The following is a 13,010-nucleotide window of genomic DNA, read 5'->3' as shown; positions in this document are numbered from 1 at the left end:
TTTCAAAAATCCGTGCTGTACCGATTTCCCACCGCCGCGAAATTCGATCGCGTTCTTAATAAAGAACGCTTCTACGCCGGTGCGCGAAACAATCGCAAACTCAAATCTCTATTCACGGACCAAGTCGCCCGTATTCGCTGGTCCCACAAACTCTCCCCTGCGACGCTTAACATTCCTGCAACCCCAGACGTGCCCGAAATCGAAGTCATCCAGATCCAGTGCAGCGGCAGCGAGCTTGATCCCGCCGTGCTGATGGCCATCGACAAGGCGATCCCCAACCCCACCATCCACGAAGTCCACGCAGGCGGTCGAGTCCAGCAGACAGCGGCGTTCAAACGATCCAGCGAAGCCGACGCGAAAGCGTGGGTCATCAGCCACTACGTCGCCAGCTCATGGCGGGCCGCAGACGCGTCGCGCTCGCCGCTTCCCCAATCTCTCAATCTAGCCAACCTTTACGCCAGCCTGCTTCGGTCGATGATAGACATTCCCGCTGACAAAGGTGAAACCCTGCGAGCCCACTTCGAGCGACACGGCCAGATCCTTGCTCTTCGCCGTGAAGTAGAGCAGATCACCAAAAAGATGAACGCCGAGAAACAACTCAATCGCAAAGTCGAATGGAACGCTCAACTGCGCGGCATTCAACAGAAAATCCAAGAACTCATTCAACCAACGTCGCAGGAAGCCGATGCCTGAAAAACTCAAGATGCACTCACCCGATTTAGTCGGCTCCAACATCGACTGCATTGCCGAGCTGTTCCCAAACTGTGTGACCGAAGCCGCCGGTGAAAATGGCCAGGTCACGCGCAAGATCGACTTCGATTTGCTGCGTCAAGAATTGTCCGACGAGATTGTCGAAGGGCCGCTCGAGCGATACCACCTCAACTGGCCCGGCAAGCGAGAAGCGATGCTGGCCGCCAACGCGCCAATCTCCAAGACGCTGCGCCCGTGCCGCGAAGAAAGCGTCGACTTCGACACCACCCAAAACCTGTTCATCGAAGGCGACAACCTCGAAGCGCTGAAGTTGCTACAGGAAACGTACCTCGGCAAAGTCAAGATGATCTACATCGACCCGCCGTATAACACGGGACATGACTTTATTTACGACGACGACTTTTCATCGTCCAAAGTTGAATATCTCGCATCCTCTAGCCAAGAAGACTTTGAGCGAAAGCGGCTGGTTGCGAACACGATCGCAAATGGACGTTTCCATTCCGATTGGCTTACTATGATGTTCGCTCGATTGCGGATCGCACGCAATCTATTGAAGGATGATGGTGTCGTGTTTATTTCAATTGACGACGACGAAGTTGGCAATCTCCGGAAGCTCTGCGACGAAGTGTTTGGCGAATCCAATTTTGTTGCGAACATAATCTGGGAGAAAAAGTACTCGCCGCAAAATGACGCGAGGTATTTCAGTGACATGCATGACCATATCCTGGTGTATTGCAAGAGCAAGGATGACTGGAAACCAATTCCTTTACCCCGCACAGCTGACCAGGACTCTGCCTACACGAATCCCGACAACGACCCTCGCGGGCCTTGGAAGGCAACAGATGCAACGTGCAACAAGACGCGCGCGGAAAGACCGAACCTGTATTACCCAATTCGCAATCCGGCGGGTGATTCTGTTCTTCCGAAAGAAACTAGGGTGTGGGCCGTTTCAGAAGAGCTTCACCAAGAGCGTGAGCAACAAGACCGAGTCTGGTGGGGCCTCCGGCAGACAAATGCAGTCCCATCTTACAAGACTTTTTTGAGCGAGGTTAAATCAGGTCGAGTTCCAACGACAATCTGGAGCTATGAAGAGGTCGGCCACAATCAGCAAGCAAAGCAGGAACTCAATCGCCTTGTCCCGAATAGCGGATTCAATACACCAAAGCCATCCAAGCTAATTGCGTACGCGCTCCGGATTGTTTCAAATCCCGACGACGATGATGTGATTGTAGATTTCTTTGCTGGCAGCGCGGCTAGTGCTCACGCAGTTATTTCACTCAATCGTGAGGATGGTGGGAATCGTCGCTTTATTATGGTTCAACTTCCTGATCCCTGTCGTGAAGGAGACACTGCTTCCGAAGGACTTGAAACGATTGCAGATATTGGAAAGCAACGCATTCGTTCTGTCGGACAGCTTGCGTCTGAAGAAAGCACGCTTGTGTCGTCATCGTTGGACCACGGCTTCCGCGTCCTGAAAATCGACTCGTCCAACATGAAGGACGTTTACTACTCGCCGGCCGACACTTCGCAAGCGATGCTGGGTGGGCTAGTCGATAACATCAAGTCGGATCGGTCCGGCGAAGACCTGCTGTTCCAAGTCTTGTTGGACTGCGGCGTGGATCTGGGATTACCGATCAAGGCCGAGACCATTGAAGGCTGCGAAGTATTCTTCGTCAACGACTCCGAGTACGCCGCTCCCGATCTGGTCGCCTGCTTCGACGCCGAAGTGCCTGAATTGCTGGTCAAAACCATCGCGGCCAAATCACCCCTGCGAGCCGTCTTCCGCGACGGATGCTTTGCCACCGACGCCGACAAAATCAACGTCGAACAAATCTTCAAGCAGATGTCACCACAAACTCAACTGAGGAGCTTGTAGTGAGTTTGAAACGCGTCGAACGCAGCGGAGCGGAGGATCGCGGAGAAAGAGAGTGTTGAATTTTTGACTCCGCGAACCTCCGCTTCTCCGCCCCTCCGCCCCTCCGCGTTTCAAATCTGGGATCCAACTATCATGACGAAACATACCGACGCTGAACTGAAACGAACGCTGACCAGGCTGATTGCAGCTTGGGAAAGCGAAGTCGTGGAGTTCAAAAATGTCGGCGATTCGTACTCCACCTCCGATATCGGAAAATACTTAACGGCGCTGGCCAATGAAGCCAACCTGCGTGATGTTGATACGGCGTGGTTGGTGTTTGGTGTTGATAATAAGACGCGGGAAATCGTCGATTCGGATTACCGCCGCGATCGGGCGCGGCTGGATGGGCTCAAGCAACAGATGACTGAGGACAGTTCCCCGTCCATCTGCTTCCGCGAAATTCACGAGATCGACGTGGGAGGAGATCGGGTGCTGATGTTCGAGATCCCAGCAGCTCCCCGTGGTATCGCCATCAGTTGGAACGGGCACTACTACGCCCGCAGCGGAGAAAGCCTCGGCCCGCTTTCCATTGCCAAACAAGATGAAATTCGTGGACAAACATTGGAAAGCGATTGGACCGCAGGAATCGTCGCCGATGCCGAGCGACGTCATTTGTCGGATGATGCGATCGAAAAGGCGCGAGAGAACTTCGCCATTAAGCACGCTCGATCCGTAGACGTGGATGAAGTGACGAGCTGGGATGACCGAACGTTCCTGGATCGTGCGTCTCTGACAATTGACGGACAAATCACACGAGCCGCTTTGCTATTGGTGGGCGAGCCGACCTCGACGCACTTGCTCAGTCCGTATCTCGCGCAGTTGGTTTGGAAGTTGGTCGGTCCGGAACAGGGCAACGAGATCTTCACGCCACCTTATTTGTTGGCAACATCCGCTTTGTATGAACGGATCCGCAATGTGCAAATTCGGATTTTGCCGGCGGACTCGCTGATTGCAGTCGAAGTCGCCAAATACGACCAGAAGATCGTGCTGGAATCCATCCACAACTGCATCGCTCACCAAGATTACCGCTTGGGCGCACGCATCGTCGTCACAGAGATGCTTGACCGTATCGTCTTGGAGAACTCGGGCGACTTCTTTGAAGGGCACCCCGACGATTACGTTTTCGGAACCAAGACCCCACGCAGCTACCGCAATCCGTTCCTGATGCAGGCGATGACGCGGTTGAACATGATCGACACGCTTGGGTATGGCATTCACCGCATGTACGTCGGACAGGCTCGGCGTTATTTTCCCTTGCCCGACTACGACGTTTCCGAACATGGTACGGTGCGTTTGACGATTCCGGGCGCACTGGTCGATGAAGCGTACAGCCGGATTCTGATTCAAAAGACGGATCTTCCGCTGGAGGATGTGTTTGCGCTCGACCGTGTTCAGAAGGGGCTTCCGATTGAAAGTCAGGCCCTCAAGCGATTGCGTCGCGCCAAGCTGGTGGAGGGACGTAAGAACCAGCTCCACGTTTCCGAGCAAGTCGCTTCGATCACAGGTGACAAGGCTCGATACATTCGGACGCGGGCGCAAGACGATGCGCACTACAAGCAGTTGATCCTAGACTTCATAGGACGATTTGGATCTGCGTCACGCGAAGACGTCGACGAACTTCTTCTGAAGAATCTGAGCGAAGCGTTGGGCGAAGAACAGAAGCGAACCAAAGTCAGCAACCTGCTGACGGCCATGAGGCGGGCTGGCACGATTCACAACGCTGGTTCCAGAACCCAGCCCCGATGGAAGTTGGGCGAGGAACAGAGTTGACGTGCAAGAGTGTTGCAGAAAGGAAGTCGAGTTTGCAGAAAGAATCGTGGTCGCAAAGTGCGGGAAACACGGCATTTTTGCCTTTCTGCGTGGTCGAAATGCAGAAAGAACGCAGGAATAAATTAGAAAAAACTCCATGAAGATTCAGTTCAAAATCCAAGAATATCAAACCGACGCGGTGGCTGCGGTTGTCGACTGCTTCACGGGCCAGCCGTTGATCACGACGCCCAAATACGCGATCGATCCCGGCCTGAGCGCCTCCGCCGCTCCGACGCCGTTGTTTGATGCCGAAGAACTGGAAGGCTTTCGCAACGCCGATCTGCGACTGACCGACGCTCAGCTACTCGCAAACATCAAGCGAATCCAGCTGGAACAGGATATTCCGGAATCAACGTCGCTGGTTTCGGGCGCCACCTGCAAAATCAACCTCGATGTCGAGATGGAAACCGGCACCGGCAAGACTTACTGTGCTACATCAAGACAATGTTCGAGATGTACAAGCAGTACGGATGGAACAAGTTCATCATCGTTGTGCCCAGTATCGCGATTCGCGAAGGCGTACAGAAGTCGTTCGAGATCACCGCTGAACACTTTTTGCAGCAATACGGGCGTCAAGCCCGCTGCTTCACTTACGACAGCAAGCAACTGCACGAGCTGGAAAGTTTCTCGTCCGACGCTGGCATCAACGTGATGATCATCAACGTGCAAGCGTTCAACGCGTTCAAGGAGGATGCGACGAACAAGGCCGCACGGATCATGTTCAGTGCTCGCGACGACTTCCAGTCCCGCCGACCGATCGACGTGCTCAAGAAAAACCGTCCGATCATGATCCTGGACGAGCCGCAACGCATGGGTGGACCAGCCACCGTCAAGGCACTCGCCCAGTTCAACCCAATGTTGATCCTGCGGTATTCGGCGACACACAAGGTTGAACACAACAAGGTTTACCGACTCGATGCCCTCGATGCGTACAATCAGAAACTGGTCAAGAAGATTGCCGTTCGCGGCATCGCTACCAAGGGACTCAAGGGCACCAACGGATACGTCTACCTGGAAGGTATCCGTCTGAGCAAAAGCAAGCCGCCCGTCGGTGTGCTTGAGATCGAACAGAAAACGGCCAGCGGTATCAAGCGGATTCGCAAGCTGGTAGAAAAGGGCACGGACCTGTTCGTCGCGTCGGGAGAGCTTGACCAGTACAAGGGCTTCGTGGTCGCCGACATTGACGCTCGCGGCGTCGAAGGATTCGGCGAAGGCTACGTCGAATTCACCAACGGCGAGCGATTGACCGCCGGAACAACCAGCGGTGACACGAACGAAGACACGCTGCGCCGTCTACAGATTCGTGAATCCATCAAGGCCCACTTCGAGAAGGAACAGGAACTCTACGCCAAGGGCATCAAGGTGCTGTCGTTGTTCTTCATCGACACGGTCGCGAAGTATCGCCAGTACGACGCCGATGGCAATCGAGTCGATGGGGACTATGCCCGCTACTTTGAAGAGGAGTACGCCAAAATCCGCGAAGAACAGCGGACGATGTTTGCCGAGGACGAGAAGTACCAAAAGTATCTCGACGGAATCGAAACGGCCAAAACTCACGCCGGTTACTTTTCAATCGACAAGAAAGGTCAGCTGACCGACCCGAAGGTCATTGGCCGTGGAGAGACAAAAGGGGAAACCGATGACGTTTCCGCCTACGAACTGATTCTGAAACGCAAAGAACAATTGCTTTCGCTCGACGAACCGGTGCGATTCATCTTCTCGCACTCGGCACTCCGCGAAGGCTGGGACAATCCCAACGTGTTCGTGATCGGAATGCTGAAGCCAACTGACTACGAAGGCTCGACCGTGACGCGTCGTCAAGAAGTCGGTCGCGGACTGCGGCTGTGCGTGAACTCGGTCGGCCAGCGGATCGACGATCCGACCATCGTCCACGACGTCAATGTTTTGACCGTTGTCGCAAACGAGAGTTTCCAAGACTTCGTCAGTAAGCTGCAAGGCGAAATGCGTGACTCGTTGTCGGCGAGGCCAAGATTCGCCAGCGAAGACTATTTTACAGGGAAACTGCTCCGAACCGAGACGGACGAAACGATTGTCAACGCAAAGATGGCGTCCCAGATTTATTTCTATCTGGTTCAGAATGGTTACACCGATTTTGAGAAACGGATCACGTCGACGTACCACGAGGCCAAAGCAGCCGGCACCTTGGCCGATCTTCCCGAAGAGTTGCAGCCGCTGGCTGAACCGATCTTTCGACTGATCGACAGTGTCTTTGACGACACCAAGCTGCCGGACTTCAGCAACGGCCGAAGTCCGAAGGGCAACCCCATCAATCAGAAGAACTTAGACCGCAAAGAGTTCCAAGACCTTTGGAAACGGATCAATCACAAAGCGGTCTACGCGGTGGAGTTCGAGACCAATGAACTGATTACCAACTGCGTGTCCGCTCTGAACCAAGACTTGCACGTCTCCAAGCTGCGTTACGAAGTCAACCGAGGGATTCAAAGAGAGGCCAACACCGTCGATGACCTCGAAAACCGTACCGCGTTCGAGGTGAAGGAGAACCAAACCGACACGGTTGACGCCCCCATTTCGACGGACATTCGATACGACCTCGTCGGCAAGCTTAGCGAATCGACTCAGCTAACGCGAAAGACCGTGGTCAGTGTTCTGTCCAAGATTCTCCCCAACACGTTCGAGCAGTTCCGGATCAACCCGGAAGAGTTCTTGGCGAAAGCCGCCCGTCTGATGAACGAGCAAAAGGCGACGATCATCATCGAACACCTCGTCTACAACCCGCTCGACGGCCAGCATTACACAGACATCTTCACCGCCGACAAGAAAGCGGACATCTCATCCGCGTACGAAGCCCAACGCCACGTCTACGACTACGTTATCACCGACAGCAAAACCAAACGGACCTTCGTCGAAACCCTCGACAAGTCCACCGAAGTCGTTGTCTACGCCAAGCTGCCCAAAGCGTTCTCGATCCCAACGCCCGTCGGCAACTACAACCCCGACTGGGCCATCGCCTTCGAGCAAGGCAAAGTCAAGCACGTCTTCTTCATCGCCGAAACCAAAGGCAGCATGAGCTCGTTGGAGCTCAAGAAGATCGAATCCGCCAAGATCGACTGCGCCCGAAAGTTCTTCGCCAAGATCACCAACGACAACGTCAGATACGACGTTGTCGACAGCTATGAAAAATTGATGGGATTGGTGAAGTAATGAATTTGGGCAAAATCAAGCAGCTTTGCCAAGAACACTTTTCCGATGGACTCGTCACGATCGTCGGATCGGGGCTTTCGTGTGCCGAGGGCGTCTCCGGGATGGCAGGGCTTGCCCAGCACCTGCTTGCCAGAATCCCCTCGGAAATTGCTCCAGCTTCGTCGACTAGATGGGAGAAGATCGCTCACGAACTCTCTGAAGATCAATGCAATCTTGAGCAGATTTTGCTCGACAATCCTCCTGACGATGCACTAGAGGCCCTGATCATCAAGCACACAGCCGACCTAATCTTATGTGAGGAAGGCAAGATCATTGACGAGGTGTTGAATGAGGGTCGTGTCCTTAGTTTTTCAAAGCTTATTCCACACATGCTGAAGCCAAGCAATGGTGTTCCGAGGACGATCATCACGGTCAATTACGATCGATTGATTGAGATCGCAGTTGAGTCAATGGGACTAGGAATCGACTCACTCTTTACGGGACACCACCTAGCCAAGCATGATCCTACCGGTAGTCGCCACAGCCTGTGCCGAAGCGTAAGCTCACGAAACAAGAGGGTTGAGCGTCAGTTTTGCGATCACGCCCTTATTTTAAAACCGCACGGAAGCCTTGATTGGTTTCGCAAGGGCAACGAACCGGTTCGCTGTTCTTTTCCGCTAAAAGGCCAGAGACTGATCATCACGCCAGGACTGAATAAATATCAGGGTGGGTACGAACGGCCATTTGACGCTCACCGCGAGAAAGCAAATCGCAAAATAGACGAAGCTTCACGATTCCTAATTCTTGGCTATGGATTCAATGATAGTCATCTACAGACACATTTGAATGATCAAATCATTCACGGTGCACCAACCTTGTTAATCACGCATTCGCTCTCCGACAACGCGCGTGAACTGATGACTAAATCGAACGCAATCACCGCCATCGTTGCTAATGCGGAAGAGTCCAAAGCAGATGGCGCAGTCATCTACCATGGCGGTAAAGAAAAATTCTTCCCAGGCCCAAGGCTTTGGGACCTCAATGTTTTCGTTTCGGAGGTTTTTGGACATGCCTGATGCCGCATTGCAATTCAAGTCCACAGATATTCTAGGAAAGGTCGCAGCGGTCGACACTACGCGAGTGTTGATTGGTGTCTCTGATCCGCAACTGATCACAAGAGTCGGAATCGGCAATTTGATTGCGGTGAAGGGCTCGACCGAACACGAATTCCTGATCGGAATCACCGAAAAAGTAACACGCTCGATTCGCGAAGAGTTTCTCGACGAAGAACAGGAAAGTAGTGATTCTCTTGAACTTGGGTTCCGAGCGGACGACGTGGTTCGCGTGGTTCTGGTGGGTACCTTCCGAACAGTACAGGGCGACGAACCCAACAAGTTCAAGCGGGGCGCTGACACCTTTCCGCAGATTGACCGTGACTGCTACTTCATCGAAGGAGCAAACCTGCAACGGTTCATGGGACTGCTTGGCGCTGAATTGAAGGAAGAAGAAAGGTTAGAGCTCGGGAATTTCGTCATCGACCCGAATGCAAAAGCCGTCGCGAGCGGTGATCGTTTTTTCCAACGGCACGCGTCGATTCTTGGCAGCACAGGATCGGGCAAGAGCTACGCGGTCGCGCTGCTGCTCGAACGGGCAAGTAAGCTCAAGCACCCGAACATCATCGTCTTTGATATGCACGGCGAGTACGAACCTTTAGCCGACAAAAAAAATGGTTACGCCACCCGTTACCGAATCGCAGGGCCTGGCGATCTTGATGCGCCTGGTGATGACGTCTTGTTCCTTCCATACTGGTTGCTGAATCGTGACGAAATGCTCTCGATGATCCTCGACCGCAGTGACCAAAACGCTCCCAATCAAGCATCGAGGTTTACGTCACACGTTCGAGATTTGAAACTGCAGACCTTGCAAGCGGAGAAGCAAACCGAGACAGAAATGACGTTTACGGTCGACTCTCCGATTCCGTACGACATCGGGGAATTGGTAAGCAGGGTTGAGCACGATGACACCGAGATGGTGCCGGGGAAAACAGCAAAACCAGTCAAGGGTGACTGGAACGGAAAGCTAACTAGATTTCTGGGACGAATGAAGGCGAAGCTAGACGATCGACGCTACGGATTTTTGTTTCATCCGCCGCAAGCGGCGATGGAATACGACTGGCTGGCAAAACAACTTGTCTCAGCACTACGGTCTGACCCGGATCGGCCCGGCATCAAGATTATTGACTTTTCGGAAGTACCAACTGACGTGCTTCCGATCGTCACCGGCACCTTTGCTCGCTTGCTCTACGATCTGCAATTTTGGTTGCGTCCAGAGAAACGCACTCCGTTTTCAATCATCTGCGATGAGGCCCATCTCTACCTACCGGTGAAAGACGACGCCGATGCGGTTGAGAAACAGGCCCTTGCCACATTTGAACGCATCGCAAAAGAAGGTCGGAAATATGGCGTTTCGCTTGTTGTTGTCAGTCAACGCCCCTCTGATGTCAGCAGAACGATTCTGAGCCAGTGCAACAACTTCCTGGTTCTTCGTTTGACCAACGATCGAGATCAATCCGTCGTCGGACGGCTGATTCCAGATTCGATGAGCGGGCTAATGGAAATGCTCCCGCTGTTAGATATTGGGGAAGCACTTCTGCTTGGTGATGCGTAACCGTACACCAGCACCAGTTGGGCGCTTGGGGTTGGTTACTTTTTGCGGGTTCGGCGGCGGGCGCGGCGAGTTTTCTTGCGGTCGGCGGCTTGGCGACGTTCGTCGTCGCGGTATTGCCGGATCGATTCGGGATGTTCTGCCTTCCAGGCATGGGGCGTCATTGATTGCCAGTCGGTTTCGCCGGATAGCGCACGCCGCAGGACATCATCCAAGTACGCTCGCACGTCCAAGTTGTTGCGGATCGCGCTCCCGATGATTGTCATTAAGTTTGCAGCCCGTTCGCCCGCGGCCACCGAGCCTTTGAACATCCAGTTCTTGCGACCCGTCGCCACCCGCTTCATCAACTGCTCGCAGTCGTTGTTGTCCAGCGGGATCGATACATCTTCGGTAAAACGATGGAGTGCCTCCCAGTGCCGACGGACGTAGGCCGCCGCCATCCCAAGGTTGCTCTTGGGAAGCACCTTCGGTGACTGCATCGCTTCACTGGAAAGATAGGCTTCGATCTGATCCAGAACATGACGTGACAGGCTTTGGCGTCGCGAAAGTTGCTCCGGCGCAGTAAGGTGTTTGCATTGATCCTCCACGTCGTAAAGATTTCCAATCAACGACTCAAGTTTCGCCACTTGGATCGGGAACGCACTGCGGCACTCGTCGATCTTGCGACGCGCATGTGCCCAGCACGCTGCGAAAGTGATTCGCGAGTCGCTTCGTATTTGGATCTTCTGAAATCCCGACCAACAGTCGCCAATCAGGTTACCTTCAAAGTCACTCAGCACGTCGTCCGGACCATCACGGTGACGGCTAACCGTGAAGTCGAAAGCGACAACCGGAAGCCGTGAAGCGTAGTAGCCCCAGAAGTTCGCTTTGATGCTTGGCTTGCCTGTGGTCATCGCCTTCTCGAGGACCTCGGTGATACGTTTACCGCGCGGGTGATCCGATAAGTCCGGCATCGCGGCGGGCGTAATCAACAGCACGCCGGTGTCATCACAGCCAACGGTGGGATCTTGTTTCAGAATGCTCTGCAAGTGCTCGGCGAGCGGACGCAGGGCGAACTCGACGGCCGTTTCGATGTTCTGCAGTGTGCTGCGACTGGGCGTCCAGCCGCTGGCCCCGAACATGTCTTGTTGACGATAGAACGGCAGGTGATAGAAGTACTTCCAGGCCACCACCTCGACACCGATCGAGGCGTCGAAGCGATCCCATTCGACGAGGCCCGTGGGCCGCTCGGGGCTGACGATGCCTTGCGCTTTGTCGGTTGGGTGGACGTATTTGGCATACTTGGTTAGTCGGACTTTGAGATCCGCGGGAACCCACTCCAGCGTTTCAACTTCGTCATAGCCGATCAGGGTCAAGCCTTCGCGTTTTCCTTCGGGCACATCGACGATGCGTTCATAGCGCGGCAAATGTTCGGGGAACTTGCGGTCGCCGGTTGCGGAGCGATTTCGTCGTCGCTTCTTCTTGTCTTCTTCGGCATCGTCAACAATTTGTCGAGCGTCGCAGATCGCTTCTTCGAGTGCGCTGATGACTTCGGGCGTGGGCTCTTCGCCCAAGTCGAAATGCAGCTGGCCGTCACAGTCGATGCGTCGCTCACTCTTGCGACCAAAAAGTTGCTTGAGAAGTTTCTCGATCGTCAGGTTCAGCTCGATGTTCTTCTCGTCGAGTTTGTCACGGTCGGACTTAAGTTCTAAGACGCTGTGGGCTTGTTCCTCAATCAGCTTGTCTTTCAACTCCAGTGCGACGGCTTGTTTTTGAATCAACGCATGAGCAGCATCGAGGTCGGCGGGGAGTGGTTTGGGATCCATGATGGCGACATTATAAAGTTCGCCACCAAAAGCGCAAGTGCGTCCCCACGAAAGTCCAAAAGAAAACCGGCCCCGCGAGAATGTTCTCACGAAGCCGGTTGATGCGAAGTGGAACTGATTGATGCGAAGTGGAACTGGCCGGCCAGACGGCCCTACGCCACCATTCGCTTGCGTCTTGTCTTGGCCGATTTCAGTGAGACGCCTGCGATCCACATGGCCAGTTCGACCGAATCGATCGTGACGTGCGTTTGATCACAGGGAGGCGTTGGCAGCTCGACGGTGCCTTGCTCGAGTCGCCTGTACCACAAGGTCAATCCACCAGTCTCCCACCAGAGGGCTTTGATGCGGTCTCGCTTTCGATTGACAAACAGAAACAGCGAACCGTCGGTGACGCTCTTGCCCAACGAGGTGGTGACGATTCCGGTCAGACCATCAAAGCCTTTTCGAAAGTCGACCGGCTCGGTGCACAGATAGATCGGCATGCCATCAGGCAATCCGATCATGGTTGATCCTTGCGCAGTGGATTCGGCTGAGAATCAGTTGGCACTTCGATACGAATGCGGATGCCACCGGGAAGTTCAATCGTCGCGTTCGCGAGATTGGCTGCGGGAGCGGGGCGATCCGGTGTGGCTTGAAACGAGACGGGCACAAACTTGGCCACGACGGGGACTTTCGGATCCCGCGTCGACCGCAGCTTGCGTTTCCAGTTGTAGAAAGACGGCTGCGAAACACCTTCGGCGGAACAGAATTGAGCGACCGTCATCTGAGCTTGCTCAAATCGTTGCAGACGCTCCGTCCAAAGCTTCGCGGTTTCGGCTCGATTCATAGGGTTCTCCATTGGGAAGCAAGGTAAACCCAATAGCCTAAAACCTGCGCCTACAATGGTTTTGGTGTACGGTTACGCATCACCGGAAGTTTTTAGGCACTTGTCAATCAAGTTACGC

At 54.0% G+C, this 13,010-nt stretch carries 9 protein-coding genes; 6 read left to right on the top strand and 3 right to left on the bottom strand.

Going from position 1 to position 13,010, the window contains the following annotated elements; all coding sequences use genetic code 11:
- The first annotated feature begins 12 nt into the window (after positions 1-12).
- From K227x_RS12150 to K227x_RS12125, 6 genes are all read left to right on the top strand, one after another.
- Positions 13-693: a DUF4391 domain-containing protein gene (locus K227x_RS12150; protein ID WP_218933957.1), complete on the top strand. Its 681-nt coding sequence runs from the start codon at positions 13-15 to the stop codon at positions 691-693.
- Positions 686-2,587 (top strand): site-specific DNA-methyltransferase, encoded by a 1,902-nt coding sequence (locus K227x_RS12145; protein ID WP_145169752.1) that lies wholly within the window; start codon positions 686-688, stop codon positions 2,585-2,587. The genes K227x_RS12150 and K227x_RS12145 overlap by 8 nt, the downstream gene beginning before the upstream one ends.
- Positions 2,588-2,719: 132 nt before the next feature.
- Entirely contained in the window at positions 2,720-4,396 is a 1,677-nt protein-coding gene (locus tag K227x_RS12140; RefSeq protein WP_145169750.1) for an RNA-binding domain-containing protein, read from the top strand.
- Between the two features lie 387 nt (positions 4,397-4,783).
- Positions 4,784-7,618 carry a restriction endonuclease gene (locus K227x_RS12135; RefSeq protein WP_315854355.1) on the top strand — a complete coding sequence of 945 codons (2,835 nt, stop codon included), beginning with the start codon at positions 4,784-4,786 and terminating at the stop codon, positions 7,616-7,618.
- Entirely contained in the window at positions 7,618-8,673 is a 1,056-nt protein-coding gene (locus tag K227x_RS12130; protein WP_145169748.1) for an SIR2 family protein, read from the top strand. Before K227x_RS12135 ends, K227x_RS12130 begins: the two co-directional genes overlap by 1 nt.
- The gene (locus K227x_RS12125; protein WP_145169747.1) at positions 8,666-10,264 is read left to right on the top strand and encodes an ATP-binding protein; all 1,599 of its coding nucleotides are present in this window, start codon (positions 8,666-8,668) and stop codon (positions 10,262-10,264) included. Before K227x_RS12130 ends, K227x_RS12125 begins: the two co-directional genes overlap by 8 nt.
- A gap of 35 nt (positions 10,265-10,299) precedes the next feature.
- On the opposite strand, the gene K227x_RS12120 is transcribed toward K227x_RS12125, so the two are convergent.
- The 3 genes from K227x_RS12120 to tnpA form a co-directional block, all read right to left on the bottom strand.
- The gene (locus K227x_RS12120; protein ID WP_145167544.1) at positions 10,300-12,066 is read right to left on the bottom strand and encodes an IS66 family transposase; all 1,767 of its coding nucleotides are present in this window, start codon (positions 12,064-12,066) and stop codon (positions 10,300-10,302) included.
- 152 nt (positions 12,067-12,218) lie between these two features.
- Positions 12,219-12,569 (bottom strand): IS66 family insertion sequence element accessory protein TnpB, encoded by a 351-nt coding sequence (gene tnpB, locus K227x_RS12115; RefSeq protein ID WP_145167546.1) that lies wholly within the window; start codon positions 12,567-12,569, stop codon positions 12,219-12,221.
- Positions 12,566-12,892, bottom strand: a complete 327-nt coding sequence (gene tnpA, locus K227x_RS12110) for an IS66 family insertion sequence element accessory protein TnpA (protein ID WP_145167548.1) — start codon at positions 12,890-12,892, stop codon at positions 12,566-12,568. Before tnpA ends, tnpB begins: the two co-directional genes overlap by 4 nt.
- Positions 12,893-13,010: the final 118 nt, after the last annotated feature.

Origin of the sequence: Rubripirellula lacrimiformis, from assembly GCF_007741535.1 — a bacterium.
Taxonomy (GTDB): domain Bacteria; phylum Planctomycetota; class Planctomycetia; order Pirellulales; family Pirellulaceae; genus Rubripirellula; species Rubripirellula lacrimiformis.
Note: the sequence above shows the minus strand (reverse complement) of the source record. Positions and strands in the feature narration are given on the sequence as shown.